The 15,242-nt window shown below is 64.7% G+C and carries 12 protein-coding genes and 2 pseudogenes; 4 read left to right on the plus strand and 10 right to left on the minus strand.

The window, feature by feature from the left end:
• The 6 genes and pseudogenes from glyA to KZZ07_RS25925 all read right to left on the minus strand — a co-directional run.
• Nucleotides 1-148 (minus strand): annotated as a pseudogene (glyA, locus tag KZZ07_RS25900) (serine hydroxymethyltransferase); the annotation flags it as partial.
• A gap of 20 nt (nucleotides 149-168) precedes the next feature.
• Nucleotides 169-2,745: a phosphoenolpyruvate carboxylase gene (locus KZZ07_RS25905; RefSeq protein WP_370631263.1), complete on the minus strand. Its 2,577-nt coding sequence runs from the start codon at nucleotides 2,743-2,745 to the stop codon at nucleotides 169-171.
• A gap of 56 nt (nucleotides 2,746-2,801) precedes the next feature.
• The gene (locus KZZ07_RS25910; RefSeq protein ID WP_219519661.1) at nucleotides 2,802-3,794 is read right to left on the minus strand and encodes a 2-hydroxyacid dehydrogenase; all 993 of its coding nucleotides are present in this window, start codon (nucleotides 3,792-3,794) and stop codon (nucleotides 2,802-2,804) included.
• Entirely contained in the window at nucleotides 3,794-4,687 is an 894-nt protein-coding gene (gene sucD / locus KZZ07_RS25915) for a succinate--CoA ligase subunit alpha (RefSeq protein WP_219519632.1), read from the minus strand. Before sucD ends, KZZ07_RS25910 begins: the two co-directional genes overlap by 1 nt.
• Nucleotides 4,684-5,883, minus strand: a complete 1,200-nt coding sequence (locus KZZ07_RS25920; RefSeq protein ID WP_219519634.1) for a malate--CoA ligase subunit beta — start codon at nucleotides 5,881-5,883, stop codon at nucleotides 4,684-4,686. Before KZZ07_RS25920 ends, sucD begins: the two co-directional genes overlap by 4 nt.
• Before the next feature lie 38 nt (nucleotides 5,884-5,921).
• A complete protein-coding gene (locus KZZ07_RS25925) occupies nucleotides 5,922-7,169 on the minus strand; it encodes a pyridoxal-phosphate-dependent aminotransferase family protein (protein ID WP_219519637.1) in 1,248 nt (415 codons plus the stop codon).
• A gap of 216 nt (nucleotides 7,170-7,385) precedes the next feature.
• On the opposite strand from KZZ07_RS25925, the gene KZZ07_RS25930 reads away from it, so the two are divergent.
• From KZZ07_RS25930 to KZZ07_RS25940, 3 genes are all read left to right on the plus strand, one after another.
• Entirely contained in the window at nucleotides 7,386-8,012 is a 627-nt protein-coding gene (locus KZZ07_RS25930; RefSeq protein ID WP_255564608.1) for a response regulator transcription factor, read from the plus strand.
• Nucleotides 8,013-8,123: 111 nt separating this feature from the next.
• Entirely contained in the window at nucleotides 8,124-9,101 is a 978-nt protein-coding gene (locus tag KZZ07_RS25935; protein ID WP_043141902.1) for an HpcH/HpaI aldolase/citrate lyase family protein, read from the plus strand.
• Nucleotides 9,088-10,362 carry a glycerate kinase type-2 family protein gene (locus KZZ07_RS25940; protein WP_255564609.1) on the plus strand — a complete coding sequence of 425 codons (1,275 nt, stop codon included), beginning with the start codon at nucleotides 9,088-9,090 and terminating at the stop codon, nucleotides 10,360-10,362. The genes KZZ07_RS25935 and KZZ07_RS25940 overlap by 14 nt, the downstream gene beginning before the upstream one ends.
• Nucleotides 10,363-10,366: 4 nt before the next feature.
• Here the strand turns inward: KZZ07_RS25940 and KZZ07_RS25945 are convergent, their stop codons facing one another.
• Together KZZ07_RS25945 and KZZ07_RS25950 are read right to left on the minus strand one after the other, a co-directional pair.
• Nucleotides 10,367-10,822, minus strand: a complete 456-nt coding sequence (locus KZZ07_RS25945) for a group II truncated hemoglobin (protein WP_219519643.1) — start codon at nucleotides 10,820-10,822, stop codon at nucleotides 10,367-10,369.
• Between the two features lie 44 nt (nucleotides 10,823-10,866).
• Complete coding sequence (locus KZZ07_RS25950; RefSeq protein WP_219519654.1) at nucleotides 10,867-13,239, minus strand: trimethylamine N-oxide demethylase; 2,373 nt, start codon at nucleotides 13,237-13,239, stop codon at nucleotides 10,867-10,869.
• 121 nt (nucleotides 13,240-13,360) lie between these two features.
• Here KZZ07_RS25950 and KZZ07_RS25955 point away from each other — a divergent pair, with 121 nt between their 5' ends.
• Nucleotides 13,361-14,206 carry an EamA family transporter gene (locus KZZ07_RS25955; RefSeq protein ID WP_219519656.1) on the plus strand — a complete coding sequence of 282 codons (846 nt, stop codon included), beginning with the start codon at nucleotides 13,361-13,363 and terminating at the stop codon, nucleotides 14,204-14,206.
• Between the two features lie 17 nt (nucleotides 14,207-14,223).
• Here the strand turns inward: KZZ07_RS25955 and KZZ07_RS25960 are convergent, their stop codons facing one another.
• Nucleotides 14,224-15,099, minus strand: coding sequence for a bifunctional 5,10-methylenetetrahydrofolate dehydrogenase/5,10-methenyltetrahydrofolate cyclohydrolase (locus KZZ07_RS25960; protein ID WP_219519658.1), 876 nt, complete (start codon nucleotides 15,097-15,099; stop codon nucleotides 14,224-14,226).
• A pseudogene (locus KZZ07_RS25965) lies at nucleotides 15,096-15,242 on the minus strand (bifunctional methylenetetrahydrofolate dehydrogenase/methenyltetrahydrofolate cyclohydrolase); the annotation flags it as partial. The gene KZZ07_RS25960 and the pseudogene KZZ07_RS25965, both read right to left, overlap by 4 nt.

The raw sequence follows: 15,242 nt of genomic DNA on the forward strand, positions 1-15,242 counted from the left end.
CCGCCCGCGAGACGATGTTCTCGGAGGCGATCAGCTCGATCTCGTCGCGCTGCCGGCCAAGCTCGCCGGTGATCGAGCCAAACAGTTCGGGGTCGCGGGACGCGAGGGACTCGGTGAAAAAACCGTCCGGTCGGTGCGAGACATTCATGGGTGGTGCTCCTTGTCCTGTCAGCCGGTCCATCCAAGGCCGGCGGATATGCAGTTCATGCTTTGCATCAACTGGATGCGATGGCGGTTGCCGTCCTCTTGGCGCATCAGCCGCAGCAGATGCACCTGCGCCTCATGGGCCGAACGCAATGCGGCCTCATGCCGGGTGATCCGCGCCACCGCATTCGGGAACCGCGATCCCAGCGGCGTGCCGGTCAGACGTTCGATCGCTGCCACGGACCGTTCATGTTCCGCCTCGATCAAGCCAAAGACCGCCTCTGCCTCGATCCGGTCCTCGACCAGTCCGGCATAGATCTCGGCGATGTCCAGGCGGACCATCAGCAGCGATTTCTCGACCTCATCGATGCAGAGCCGAAACAGCGGCAGATCGCGCATCGCGCGTGCCAGCGCCTTTTCACCCCCTGCCCCGCGAATGGCCTGGAAGTCCTGAAGCGCCTGGCCGAACCCGTACCAGCTGCTGATCATGTGGCGGTTCTGGCTCCAGGCAAAAACCCAGGGGATCGCGCGCAGGTCGGACAGGGTCGATGCGCCGAAACGGCGCGCGGGGCGTGAGCCGATCTTCAGCAGGGCCAATTCGTTCACCGGGCTGGCCTGGTTGAAATAGGACAGGAAGGACGGATGCTGCAGCAAGGTCTGATAGGTGGTCTGGCTGAGGCTGGAGAGCGTCTCCATCACGTCCTCGGCTTCGGGGTCGACGGTCTCGAAGGCGGGTCCGGTACTATGACGCAGGACGGATGAGGCCAGCAGTTCCAGTTGCGCAGCGGCGGTGCCGGTGTTGGCATATTTCGCCGTCACCACCTCGCCCTGCTCGGTCAGGCGCAGGGTTCCGTTCAGCGTGCCGCGAGGCTGGGCCGCGATGGCCCGGTCGGTCGGCGCACCGCCCCGGCTGACAGAGCCGCCACGCCCGTGAAAGAACACCGGCCGCGCGCCCTGCCCGGCAATCGCCCGCGTGATAGCGCGCTGCGCCCGGTCGAGCGACCAACTGGAACAGAGAAATCCGCCGTCCTTGTTGCTGTCGGAATAGCCCAGCATGATTTCCAGCCGGCCATCCCGGTCCTTCATGCTGCGCGCGGCCAGCGGGATCGACAGCACGTCGCGCAGGATCGCGGGCGCCGCGCGCAGGTCCTCGATGGTCTCGAACAACGGCACGACCTTGAGCGACAGACGCTCGGCCCCGAACCCCGCGTAGCGCGCCAGGAGCAACACCGCCAGCAGATCGTCCGCAGAGCGCGTCATGGACAGAATGAATGGCCCGATGGCGTCGGGTTCCGGCCCGTCGTGGACCTCGCGGATCAACCGCAACAGCGACATCAGCTCGGCGGCCTCGTCACCCAGACGCGCATGATCGACAAAGGGCAGGCCCGCCTGCCCCACCTCGCGCCGCAGCCGCGCGGACCAATCGGCAGACAGGGCCTCAGGCGCGGTATCGACGGCATTCCAGACCGCTTCCAACGTCCGTGTCACGACGTCAGAGTTCTGGCGAATGTCCAGCGTATGCGCGCGGAAGCCGAAGGTGCTGGCCTGCCAGCGCAGCGGACGAATGAGCTGTTGCGCAAGCCGGGTCGCGTCGATTGCATCCAGCGCCGCTTCGACGCTGTGCAGGTCGGCGAGGAAGGCAGAGACATCCCTGTACCCGCCCGCCGCCAGGCATTGGCGGATGGCCGACCCCGTCTGGCGAAAGATCTCGTTCGGATTCCGCTGCGCACAAAGGCCCGGATCGGTACTGCGCGTTTCGACGATCTGGACCAGCGCATCGCGGTGCGGACGCGGAACGGCAACGATCTTTTCAGAGACGCTGAGCCGTGGAATGATCCGGTCGAGGGCCATGACGTATTCCTCGAGGATCATCTCTCGCGACCGTCCGATCGCCTCGCGTGTCACCTCGGCGGTCACGTTGGGGTTGCCGTCACGGTCACCCCCGATCCACGAATGGAACCGGATGCAGCAGTGATCCCGCCCCATCGGGCCGAAGACCTCACTTACCGCGTCATGGTAGCGTTCGAACAGGCGCGGCACGGCCTCGAACAGGCTGGTGCGGTAGAATTGCAGGCCCCAGTCGATCTCCGAGGCGAGACTTGGCCGCTCCATCCGCAGCTCGCCGGTCAGCCAGAGCAGGTCGATTTCCATCTCCAGCGTCTCTTCGAGCTTCGCGATCTCGCGCGGGCTCCAGCGCATGGTCTCGAACAGGACCAGCGTCCGGTAGATGCGGCGATGGATTTCCATGACCGAGACGCGCTTGGCCTCTGTCGGATGGGCCGTGATCGTCGGACCGACGGACAGCTGCCCTTCGGACAGCAGGCGTTGCATGGCCGGTCGCTGGTCCTCGGGGCAGTCGGCAAGCGCCTTGTGAAAGCCGCCCTCGCCCGGGTCGCCGTCCTGTTCGGCCAGACGCCCGGTGCGGATCGTCAGGTTTTCGTCCATGATCTGCTGCAGGTGAAACCAGATCGTACTGGCCTGCAGATGATCGGCGTAATCGCCTTCGTCCCAATGGGTGACGCCATCCTGGATGGATTGCGCCACATGCGGCGCGCGACGGTGGAGAACCTTCAGCCACGCCCCGCGCAGGCGGCGGTACACGTCTTCCGCATATTGATCGGGGGACTCAAAGCCCGCAGGTTCTGCCACCATTTGCATCATGCCACCTGGTCGCCGGGGGTCCGGCCCTCGAAAAAATCGACAAGATTGTCGAGCACACGCATGCCCATCGCGGTGCGGGTTTCCTCTGTCGCGCTGCCGAGGTGGGGCAACATCACCAGGTTGTCGCAATCCAGCAGGATCGGGGCCACCTTCGGTTCCCCGTCAAAGACATCCAGTGCCGCGCCGCCGATACAGTCGAACATCAGCGCCTGCGCCAGCGCGTGCTCGTCGATCACCTCGCCGCGGGCGGTGTTGATCAGGTAGGCGCCCGGCTTCATCAGGTCCAGCCTGTGCGAATTGATCAGGTGCCGATTGGCCGCGCCCCCGGGACAATGCAAAGAGACGAAGTCACATTGCGGCAGGAGGTCCTCGATCGTGTCGACCTGCACCGCGTTGTAGCGGTCCAGCACATGCTGCGCGATGCGCGAGCGGTTCTGCACGAGGATCTTCATCCCAAACCCGAAATGCGCGCGTTGTGCCATCGCCTGGCCGATCCGGCCGAACCCCACGATGCCCAGCACTTTGCCCGAGACCTTGGCCCCGACGAGATGCGTCGGTCGCCATCCGGTCCACTGCCCGGCACGCAACTCGCGCTCGCCCTCACCCGCGCGGCGGGCCACCATGAGCATCAGCGTCATGGCCAGATCCGCGGTACATTCGGACAGCACGTCCGGCGTGTTGGTGACAGCGATCCCCAGCTTTTTCGCCGCATCGGTGTCGATGTGGCTGAAGCCGACACCGTAGTTGGCCAGGATGCGGGTGCGGGCCTCGGACACGTCCATCGCCTCGCTGCCCAGCCCATCGGTGACGGTCGGCAGGATGGCATCGAACTGGCTCAGCGCCTCGCGGAAATCCTCGGCGCTCATGGGGCGGTCCTCGACGTTGAAGACCGTGTCGAACCGTTCGGCCAGCTCGGCCTCGACCGTTTGGGGCCAGCGGCGCGTGACAAGCACGCGCGGCCGGTTGTTCAGGATGGCGGGGGCGTTCATCATGCGGCCTCCTTCTGCATCACCTTCGCGATTGTGTCGCCGATCTCGGCCGGATGCGGGGCGACGGTGACGCCCGCGGCGGTCAGGATCTCGACCTTCTCGCTGGCGCTTTCGCCAAAGGCAGAGATGATCGCGCCCGCATGGCCCATCGTGCGGCCCTTGGGGGCGGTCAGGCCCGCCACATAAGCGACCACCGGCTTGGTGACATGATCACGGATATAGGCCGCGGCCTCTGCCTCTTGCGGGCCGCCGATCTCACCGATCATGCAGATCACATGGGTTTCGTCATCGGCCTCGAAATGTTCGAGGATGTCCTTGAAGGACGACCCGTTGATCGGGTCGCCACCGATGCCCACCGAGGTCGAGATGCCGATGCCATGCTCCTTGAGCTGCGCAGCAGCCTCGTACCCCAGAGTCCCCGAGCGGCCGATGATGCCCACGTGGCCCGGCAGGTAGATATGGCCAGGCATGATCCCTAGCAGCGCCTTGCCCGGGCTGATGGTGCCGGCACAGTTCGGGCCGGTCAAAACCATGCGGCGATCCTTGGGATAGCGGTACATGTAGCGCTTCACGCGGATCATGTCCTGAGCCGGGATGCCGTCGGTGATGCAGACGCAATACTTGATGCCCGCATCGGCCGCTTCCATGATGCTGTCGGCGGCAAAGGGCGGCGGCACGAAAACCAGGCTGGCCTCGGCGCCGGTGGCGGCCACCGCGTCCTCGACCGTGTCGAAGACCGGGACGCCTTCGACGGTCTGGCCGCCCTTGCCCGGGACCACGCCGCCGACGACATTGGTGCCGTAGGCGATCATGTCCGCAGTGTGAAAGCGCGCCATCTTGCCGGTGATCCCCTGAACGATGACGGGGGTGGCTCTGTCGATGAAGATGCTCATTGGACTGCCCTCATGTTGGAGCCCTGGGAAAGGTCGTTCTGCCAGGCGCCGACGGCGCGCTGTGCCGCTTCGATCAGCGTGGTGGCGCGGATGATCGGAAGGCCGGACTTGGCCAGGATCTTCTGCCCCTCCTCGACATTGGTGCCGGCAAGACGGACCACCACGGGCACGTCGACCTGCACCTCTTTCAGCGCCTGGACCACGCCCTCGGCGACCCAGTCGCAGCGGTTGATGCCGGCGAAGATGTTGACCAGCACGGCCTGGACGTTGTCGTCGGACATCACCAGGCGAAAGGCCTTGGCCACGCGTTCCGGCGTGGCGCCGCCGCCGATGTCCAGAAAGTTGGCGGGTTCGCCCCCGGCCAGCTTGATCGTGTCCATCGTGGCCATCGCCAGGCCCGCACCGTTCACGATGCAGCCGATGTTCCCTTCCAGCCCGACATAGGACAGGCCCCGGTCCGCAGCGCGGCTTTCGCGCGGGTCTTCCTGGCTCTTGTCGCGCAGCTCGCTGATCTGCGGGTGGCGGAACAGCGCGTTGTCGTCGAAGGTCATCTTGGCGTCGAGCGCTAGGATGCGGCTGTCGCCCGTCACTACCAGCGGGTTGATCTCGACCATCGTGGCGTCATGCTCGCGGAAGGCGCGGTAGCAGCCCTGCAGCGTGCGCACCATGGGCGCGGTCAGCGCCGGGTCCATGCCCAGCTTGAAGGCGATCTGGCGGCACTGGAAGTCCTGCAGACCCACGGCAGGTTCGACGGTCGCGCGGACGATGCTGTCGGGACGGTCGGCAGAGATCTCTTCGATCTCCATCCCGCCTTCGGCGGAGGCCACGATCATCACCCGCTGCGAGGTCCGGTCGAGGACGAACCCAAGGTAGATCTCGCGTTCGATCGGCACCGCGGCCTCGACGTAGACCCGGTAGATGCCCTTGCCCTCGGGGCCGGTCTGATGCGTGACCAGCTTGCGGCCAAAGAGCGACTCGCAGGTGGCCTGGATCTCGGCGTCGCTGTCGCAGACCTTGACGCCGCCGGCCTTGCCACGGCCACCGGCATGAACCTGCGCCTTGACCACCCAGCGTTCACCGCCCAGTTCACGGGCACGGTAGGCGGCCTGTTCGGGGCTATAGGCCAGCGCGCCCGGAGGACTGTGCACTCCGAAATTGGCCAGGATTTCCTTGGCCTGGTACTCATGGATGTCCATGATCTTTCCTCCTCCGAAAGATAGGCACGTTGTTCTGATTATTCGGCCGCAACCGCGCGGTCGTAGACGCCTTCCAGCGCCTCGGTCACACGGGCATCGTCCACCTCGCCGCCAAGCGCGCGGATCGCATCGGCGAACCGGGTGACGATGTCGGTGATTGCCTCGCGGCTCAGCAGGTTGAGAATGCCGATACGGATCTGCACAGGCTCGGACAGGGTCGGCCAGATGCCGAAGTTCTGGGCCCGACAGGACTGCACCAGTTCCATCTCGCGGCCTGCCAGCGCCTTGGGCAGGTTCAGCACGACCAGCGAGGTCATGTTCGACGTCACCTCGCAACCCATCGCCTGCACCGCGCGGCGCAGGGCCGCTTCGTGGTGGGCATAGTCCTTGGCCCGCTCCGCGATGCCCTGTTGCAGGGTGATGCGCAGCGCCTCGTGGAAGGCGGCAACAGCATAGGCGGAATGCGTGCGGTGATAGGTGCCCTTCTCGACGTCCTTGCCGTCGATGATGCCCCAGTGGCGGGCTTCCATTATCGGATGATGCACGAAGGTCCGGGTCCCGGTCTTTTTCAGGGTCTCGATGTAGCGGTCGGTGAAAGACACCGGGGCGTAGGTCAGCGGCAAGCAGCAGATGCCCTTTTGCGGGCAGGAGGCCCAGCCGTGCACACCCGGGTAGTCGTCAATCCGGAAGTTCTCGACCCCCAGCGACGACACCGCGTCGACCAGGCCCATGACGTCGTGCTTTTCACAGGCGGCGCTGAAGCCCGCGATGTCGTTGATCCGGCCCGATCCGGTTTCCCAATGCGCCATTGCGGCCCACTTGGGCTTGTGCTCGGCCAGTGCGGCCTCGACCATGCCGCCGGTCACGGACATGCCGTGCGGCACATCGACGATGATGACAGAGGCCGGTTTCGGGTCCAGCGGGTTGAGCGCCAGTTCGGCGGCAGTGGCGGCCTTCATACGCACGGTCAGCCCGTCGATGCCCGAGAAGGTCCCGTTGGTGAAGACCACGACCTTGTCGCCCGGCATCACGGCACTGAACATCACGTCCAGGCCGCTCCACCCGGTTCCGGCGACGCCAAAGGTGTGCACGTTCTCCGTGCCCCAGACCTGGCGCAGCATGTGCTTGCACTCGACCATGCCACGCAGGACGTCGCCATGCATGTGGTCGGCAAGACCCGCCCCGGCATAAGCCGCCAGCACCCGCGCGTCGGTGTTGCCGGGCCCGGGGCCCGCGGCGATGGTTTCGGGGATTTCGAGCTTGGGGAATAGCTGTGCGACGGTCATGATCGCTCCGTTCGTTCACTTGAGGGGTCTGGTTGTTTCCCCTCGGTTATAAAATTGCTTGCTCACAGGAAAAACGTTCCTTAATCCTGCTTTTGGGCATCTAAATGGGTGGGGAAATTACCACCCAAATTGGCAAGTATCCCGTTGTATGCTGTTTTCGACCCCACCCAAACGGGTGGTTTATTGCGAAAATGTAAAGAAAATCAGGGGGCTAAAATGCAGAAAGAACGGATCGACATCATGCTGGGCGACGGCAATCCGCTGGTCCTGTCGGCCATGTCCGAAGTGTTCGAACGCGATCCCCGATTCTCGCTGGTGGCCACCAGCGCCACCGCCGAAGGGTTCCTGGGGATGATCATGCGGGTCCCCGTCAAGGTCTGCGTGATCGACTGGAACATCCCGGCACTGGGGGCGGAAAAGCTGATAGAGGTGCTGCGCGCACAGGAAAACGCGCCGCGCATCGTCGTCTATGGCCACGACACCGACGCGGCCGTGCCGCGCCAGGCGATGGCCTCGGGCGCGGCGGCCTTCGTGTCGCGGGCGGCGCCGACCGACGCGCTGGTGCAGACCTGCATCGACGTGGCCGCGGGCAAGATGGTCTTCCCCTATCTCGACATCCGCGAGCTCAAGACCGACCCCATCAGCACCCTGTCCCGCAAGGAGCGTGCGATTCTGGATGCCCTGGCCGAGGGCCTGACCAACAAGCAGCTTGCGGCGCGGCTGGAAATATCGACCAATACGGTCAAGTTCCATTTGTCGAACATCTTTGACAAGCTCTCGGTCAAGAATCGCGCTCAGGCCATCGCGCATTTTTACGCGTCAAAGGCGAAAAGCGGCGGATGACACAGCGCTCTGTGTGCACTGGTATGCAAAAAAATTTATTGACAGGAATACCGATTTACCAAATGCAAATAGGGGTCCGACCCAATTTTCCTGTCAGAAAGGACCCTGACCATGTCTTTCCACGCCATCGACCAGGCGCCCGCACGGCTCAATCGCTCTGAACTTGCCGTGCCCGGCTCGCAGCCTCAAATGTTTGAAAAAGCGGCACAATCCGATGTCGACGTAATCTTCCTCGACCTCGAGGACGCGGTCGCGCCGGACGAGAAGGCGCAAGCGCGCAAGAACATCATCAAGGCCCTGAACGAAATCGACTGGGGCACCAAGACCATGTCCATCCGCATCAACGGCCTGGACACGCATTACATGTATCGCGACGTGGTCGACGTGGTCGAACAGGCGGGCGAGCGGCTGGACCTGATCATGATTCCCAAGGTCGGCACCGCCGCCGACGTCTATGCCATCGACATGATCGTGACCCAGATCGAGGACGCGATGGGCCTGAAAAAGCGCATCGGCTTCGAGCACATCATCGAGACCGCTCTTGGCATGCAGAACGTGTCGGAGATCGCCGCCGCCTCCAAGCGCAACGAGAGCCTGCACTTCGGCGTCGCCGACTACGCCGCCTCGACCCGGGCGCGCACCACGATCATCGGCGGCGTGAACCCGGACTACTCGGTGCTGACCGATCCGGATGCCAACAACGCCCGCGAAACCCACTGGGGCGACATGTGGCACTATGCGCTGGCCCGGATGGTGGTTGCCGCGCGCGCCAACGGCTTGCGCCCGATCGACGGACCCTTCGGCGACTTCCAGGACCCCGACGGCTATCGCGCCGCCGCCAAGCGCGCCGCCGTGCTGGGCTGCGAGGGCAAATGGGCGATCCACCCCAGCCAGGTCGCACTGGCCAACGAGGTTATGAGCCCCTCCGAGGCCGAAGTGACCAAGGCCGAGCGCATCCTGGCCGCAATGGCCGAGGCCGAAGCCGCCGGCAAGGGCGCGGTGTCCCTTGACGGGCGCCTGATCGACTATGCCTCGATCCGGCAGGCAGAGGTGCTGGTCGAGAAGGCGCGTCAGATTGCAGCCGGATAAGATCCTGGCACTGAAGGCCGACGCGGCCCGGGCATTCCGGGCCGCGATCCGCCGTGCAGACCCGGCGCTGGCCATGCGCGACAGCCTGGGGCAGCATCCGCTGCCCCGCCCGGCGCATGGCTGCCGGACCATCGTCCTTGCCCTGGGCAAGGCCGCCCCGGCCATGTTGCGCGCGGTCTCGCCACGCATCAGCGGCCCGCGGGTGATGATCTGCGTCACCCATCGAGAGAACCAGGAACAGGTCCCAGGTGCCGAGATTTACCGCGCCGGCCACCCCGTGCCCGACACCGTGGGCGCGCGCGGCGCTGAACGGATGCAGGAGGTGTTGAAAACCGCCGTTGCGGGCGACGTCGTGATCGCGCTGATCTCGGGCGGCGGTTCTGCCCTGCTGCCGGCCCCGCCCGCAGGTGTCAGCCTGGAAGACAAGCAGGTGCTCAACCGCCTGCTGCTGGACAGCGGGCTGGACATCGTGGCAATGAACCTCGTCCGGCAGCAGGTCTCACAGCTGAAAGGTGGCGGCATGTTGCGGCTGGCTGCCCCGGCGCTTGTCACCGCCTATATCCTCTCGGACGTGATCGGCGATGACCTGCGCGCCATTGCCAGCGGCCCCAGCGTGGCGCCCATCGGCACGCCAGACCAGGCGCGCGACCTGCTGAACTCGGTGGGGCTGTTCAAACGCCTGCCCGAGAGCATCCAGCGTCACCTGCGCAATGCCCCGCGTGCCAGCGCTGACATCAAGGCCGACAATCACCTGATCGGCGGCAACCGTGAAAGCGTGCAGGCCGCCGCAGATGAATTGCGCCCCGATTACGAGATCCATGTCATCGAGGACCCGTTGACCGGCGACGTGAACGAGGCCGTCTGCGAGACCTACCGCGCTCTGCGCGATGCTGCCCCATCGGACAAGCCGCGCGCGATCCTCTGGGGCGGCGAAACCACGGTGCAGGTGCGCGGCGGTGGATTGGGTGGGCGCAACCAGGAACTGGCGCTGCGGATGGCCGCATTGGCCGATGCCGAACCGGTCTCCGCGCCCTGGGTCTTTCTGTCTGCGGGCACCGACGGGCGGGACGGTCCGACGGATGCGGCGGGCGCGATCGTCGACCAGAACACCCTGGCCCGCATCCGGGGCAAAGGGCAGTCGCCGACGGAGTATCTGGAGCGCAACGACAGCAATGCCGCGTTGCGCCTGTCCGACGACCTGCTGATCACCGGCGCGACCGGCACCAATGTCGCCGATGTCCAGATCCTGCTGATCGGTTGAGGCCTCAGCCTCGCCGCAAGGCCCCGTGATCGCGCAGGACTTGCCGGTCCTGCGCCTCTTCGCCCTTGCGCCAGTCCGAAACATCGTTGACCAGCATATGCGCGGCCCGTTGCAGGGTCGCGCGCATCTTGTCCACTGCCGACCCCGTTAGCCCCACGTCTGCCAACGCCCTGTCGAAGGTCTGCAGCCACAATTCCGCATCCGCCTCGCGGATCGGGATATGGGCGTGGATTTCGCGAAGGTTCATGTGGCCGTTGCGTTCGCGGTAATAGGGCCTGCCGCCGAGAAAGCCGCTCATGAACTCGAACTGAGCCTGGCGGGTATGGGACAGCCCGTGCCCCCGGAAATGCAGGCGGTGCAGCTCGTGCACCGCCGGGTCGCTTTCCATCAGGTCATAGAACCGCTCCACCAGGTCTCGCAGAGCGGTTTCACCGCCGATCTCTTGCAATGCGCTTGTCATGGCGTCGGACTATCCTACCCCGAAAATGGCAGCCTTGAGATACGTCAAGAGCGCGGCTTTTCCTTCTTGGGATCATAGGCCGCAAGGTCGGGCCGGATGGTGGCTGGCAGGCGCTTCTGATGCCCGTCCAGCTTGCCGATCTCCAGCTTTGTCCCCGGGTCCGCATGGGCCACGTCGACCCGCGCCATCGCGATATTGCGGCCCAGGATTGGCGAGCGCATGGACGAGGTGATCTCGCCAATCTGCGCGCGACCGATGTGGACGCAATCGCCGTGCCCGACCTCGACATTGCTGTCGATATCCAGACCAACCAGCTTGCGCGCGGGCGTTTCCTTGCGGCGGATCAGCGCCTCGCGCCCGATGAAGTCATCCGGTTTGGACTTGAGCGGCACGGTAAAGCCAACGCCGGCCTCGAACGGGTCCGTCTGGTCCGAGAAATCGTAACCGGCAAAGATCAGCCCGGCCTCGATGCGCACCATGTCCAGCGCCTCCAGCCCCATCGGGCGGATGCCATGCGCCTGCCCAGCTTCCCAGACGGCATCAAAGACCTCACCCGCGTGTTTCGGGTGGCAGAAGATCTCGTAGCCCAATTCACCGGTATAACCGGTGCGGCTGACCACAACCGGGATGCCCTGGTCATCCCCGATGCGGGCGGGGGCAAAGCGGAACCAGGCCAGGTCTTCGAAGTTCGGCTGGTGCGGCGCGGTCCAGATGATCTTTTTCAGCAGGTCCCGGCTTTCCGGCCCCTGCACGGCGATGTTGTGCTGCATGTCGGTCGAGGAGCGGATCAGAACCTTGAGGCCCAGTTCCTCGGCCTTTTCGCGCAGCCAGTCGCCGCCGTAGTCCGATCCGCCGATCCAGCGGAAGTTGTCCTTGCCCAGACGGAACACGGTGCCGTCGTCAATCATGCCACCATGCGGATAGCACATCGCGGTATAGACAACGCCGCCCACCGGCAGGGTCTTCATGTTGCGGGTAAAGACGTACTGGCACAGCGCCTCGCTGTCGGGGCCGGTGATCTCGAACTTGCGCAGCGCGCTGAGGTCGAGGACGACGCATTTCTCGCGGCAGGCGTGGTATTCCTCGATCGGGCCGGCGCTGGACATGCAGTTGGCCAGCCAGAAGCCGTTGTATTCGATGAAGTTGTCGGTGAACCGGTCGAACCGGTCGTGAAATCCTGTCTGTTTGGTCATCTTCGGTTCCGCATCAGGTGTGGGCCGGTACGCAACGGCGCGTTGAAAGGTTTCCTTGCCGCTGTAAGTGCGCACATGGATGTCGGTCGGGTTCCAGCCGTTCGCCGCCGAGGTATCGTCCGGGCAGGCCGAGCTGACACAGACCAGGTCGGTCAGCGCGCGCAACAGGACATAGTCACCGGGGCGCGACCAGGGCTCGTCCGAGTACATCACCCCGTGTTCGTCCAGCCCGGTGTTGAAGAAGAAGTTGATCGCCATCCAGCCCTTGCGCCCGGTCACCCCATGCGGCGCCAGCACGCCGTTGAAGTTGTCCGAACAGTTGACGTGCCCGGGATAACCGATGTCGTCGTAGTACTTGGCCGAACAGGCCAGCGCGAAGGCATCGTGCCGCCCGCAGGTGTCCTGGATGACCTCGACCAGCGGCAGCATGTCCTGATCGTAGTATTTCGCGTGCAGCCCCGGCATCGGGTAAGCATGTTCCATCAGGGTCCGCGTCGTGGTCACGTCCAGCGCGTGTTCGATCCCCTTGTCCAGCTTGCGCGCGGAGAAGCACTGGAAGTCCGTGCACTGGCGCCCGTCGACGTCAAGGATCTGGATGTAGTCACCGGCCTTGACGAAATAGGCCTCGGCAGTCGCCGAATGCACGCGCACGTCCGCGACCGGATCGGCCAGCGGGTCGGGCAGCTCGAACTTGGGCAAGGATTTGATGGTCGCGCGACGAATGTAGACCGTCAGCGGCGTCGCCGTGTCCTGCACCTCGAAATCCATGATGCCACCGGGCGCGGCGATGATGGCGATACCCTCTTGCGCGGCGGTAAAGCTCTCGGTGGTCCGGGCCGGGGTCGTGGCCTCGAACAGATGGACCGCCTCGGCCTTGGACAGGTCCAGACCACGCGCCTCGATTCCCATGCGCAAACTGCGCAGGGACTGGTCAGACGAGGTCAGCAGCGCCTGAAGCCCGGTTGCGGGTCCCTGCGCGCGCGCGCCGATCACTCCAGCATCGAAGGTCCCATCGGGGTGGGCGCAGATGAGTTCGCAGCGCTGCCCGCCTTCCGTATTCTCGATGTCCAGCCGGTCACCAGCCTCGAGACGGACAAGGATCGCCCCCATGCCTTCGACGACATAGCGCTCGGTCCCGGGAGGCATCGAGAAGACCCGAGGCTCGAAGATCCCGCTGGGCCGCGGCGGCCCCGGGACCACGTTGGGATATCTGGTATCAAGCACGTCCACTCCTCCCGATATTTGCCTTTACGGAAAATAATATTAATGATGAGAATATACACGGTGATGTGTTCGCGCAAGCGATACAGACAGGAATCTCTCTAATCGACAGGAGTTTCACGATATGAGTGCGCTTTTTCTGGGCCTGGTTGCGGCCGTTTGCTGGGGTCTGCATGACATCGCGATTCGATATCTCAGCCGGACCGTCCCGCTCATGGGCGCATTGTTGGTGGTCCTCCTGACGGGCCTTGTCTTTCAGGGCAGCGTGATTCTCGTCAGGGGTGAGTGGCTTTTGCCGCAGGGACCGGCGCTCTGGTATGCTTTGGCGGCGGGTTTCACCTTTCTCGCGGCAAGCCTCGGGCTTTATTTCGCCTTTGAACGGGGGCCTGTGCGGTTGGTCAGCCCGATCATCGGCGCCTTTCCGATCTTGTCCCTGATCTACGCGGCGCTTGGCGGATCTGTGATTACACCCGATCAGGTTGCAACCGTTCTGGTTGTGATAGGCGCTGTCGGCCTGGTGGCCATCCTCTCGGATTCCGCGCAGGGCGACGTCCCGCCCCGGGGGCCGACAATCGCCTATTCCCTGCTCTCGGCCTTCGGCTATGCGAGCACCTTCAAACTGGGCCAGCTGGCGGCGGAAACTGGCGGCGAATGGCAAAGCACATTCGCCACGCGGCTGGTCGCGCTGTTGCTTCTGTGTGGTATCCTCTGGGCGCTGCGGCCCAACATCAGGGTGGGTCGAAAGGCGGTGGTGCCGCTGGTCGCCATGGGCCTGCTGGATGGTATCGCCCTGCTGTCGGTGATCTCGGCCGCCTCTTTGCCCCAGCCGGAATTCGCGGCGGTCGCGGCCTCGATCTTTGGCCTCTTCACCATCCTGCTGGCGCGGGTATTGTTGAACGAACAGATGCGGATCGCGCAATGGGCAGGCTGTATCGTGGCTTTCCTCGGGATCGGATACCTGACGCTTTGACCCGTTGGCGGAGCTGATCAGCTCCGCCAACCCGCCGCCTGCTGGCGCTCAAAGGCGCGGATCGCGTTGCGCATCAGGATCGCGACAGTCACGGGGCCGACACCGCCGGGCACCGGGGTGATCCAGCCAGCGACCTCCTTGACCGCGTCGGTATCCACATCGCCGACGATCTCGGTGGTCCCGTCCGGATGGACACGCTGGTTGATCCCGATGTCGATCACAGCCGCGCCGGGTTTCACCATGTCAGGACCGATCAGATGGGCCTTGCCCACGGCCACGACGATCACGTCGGCCCGGCGTGAGTGCATGGCGACGGAGCGCGTCAGGTGGTGGCAAACCGTGACCGTCGCCCCCTCGGCCATGAGCATCATGGCCGCAGGTTTGCCGACGATTTCCGAATGCCCCACCATCACGACCTCCAGCCCCTCCATGTTGAGGCCGGTCGCACGCACCAGTTCGACGGCAGCGGCAGCCGTACAGGGGGCCATCGCCACGTCGTTGTAGACGATGTTGCCGATCGAGGCCGGGTTCATGCCCTCAACGTCCTTGAGCGGGTGAATCGCCGACTGTAGTGAGCGCACGTTGATGTGGCTTGGCACCGGGCGCTGCAGGATGATGCCCAGCACTTCCGGGTCATCGTTCATGTCCTGGATACGCGCCTTGCACTCTTCCTGCGTGACTTCTCCGCCCCAGAACTCCTGGTCGAAGGGAAGGTCTACCGCAGCAGCGGCCCGGGCCTGGTTGCGGACATAGACCGCAACCTCCGGAACATCCCCGATCGAGATCGACACGAGCTTGCCAATCCGCCCGGCGGAATTGGTTATGCCACGCACTTCGGCAAGGATGCGCTCCTGCACGGGCTTGCCAAGCAGCAACCGGGGATCCTGTTTCATGCCGTCAGCCCCTCCGGTTCTTCCAACCCGTTGGCGCGGCAGCAGGCGGTCAGCGTGTTGGCCAGAAGGCAGGCGATGGTCATGGGCCCCACCCCGCCGGGCACCGGCGTGATCGCGCCCGCCACTTCGGCGCAGCTCTCGTA

The sequence above is a fragment of the Mameliella sp. CS4 genome, assembly GCF_019392335.1.
Classification (GTDB): domain Bacteria; phylum Pseudomonadota; class Alphaproteobacteria; order Rhodobacterales; family Rhodobacteraceae; genus Antarctobacter.

Bases quoted from the DNA above. Each gene is read 5' to 3' on its own strand.
- KZZ07_RS25960 (WP_219519658.1), bottom strand. From the start codon at position 15,099: ATGAAACAGGATCCCCGGTTGCTGCTTGGCAAGCCCGTGCAGGAGCGC.
- KZZ07_RS25935 (WP_043141902.1), top strand. From the start codon at position 8,124: ATGTCTTTCCACGCCATCGACCAGGCGCCCGCACGGCTCAATCGCTCT.
- KZZ07_RS25945 (WP_219519643.1), bottom strand. From the start codon at position 10,822: ATGACAAGCGCATTGCAAGAGATCGGCGGTGAAACCGCTCTGCGAGAC.
- KZZ07_RS25920 (WP_219519634.1), bottom strand. From the start codon at position 5,883: ATGGACATCCATGAGTACCAGGCCAAGGAAATCCTGGCCAATTTCGGA.
- KZZ07_RS25930 (WP_255564608.1), top strand. From the start codon at position 7,386: ATGCAGAAAGAACGGATCGACATCATGCTGGGCGACGGCAATCCGCTG.
- KZZ07_RS25925 (WP_219519637.1), bottom strand. From the start codon at position 7,169: ATGACCGTCGCACAGCTATTCCCCAAGCTCGAAATCCCCGAAACCATC.
- sucD (WP_219519632.1), bottom strand. From the start codon at position 4,687: ATGAGCATCTTCATCGACAGAGCCACCCCCGTCATCGTTCAGGGGATC.
- KZZ07_RS25955 (WP_219519656.1), top strand. From the start codon at position 13,361: ATGAGTGCGCTTTTTCTGGGCCTGGTTGCGGCCGTTTGCTGGGGTCTG.
- KZZ07_RS25910 (WP_219519661.1), bottom strand. From the start codon at position 3,794: ATGAACGCCCCCGCCATCCTGAACAACCGGCCGCGCGTGCTTGTCACG.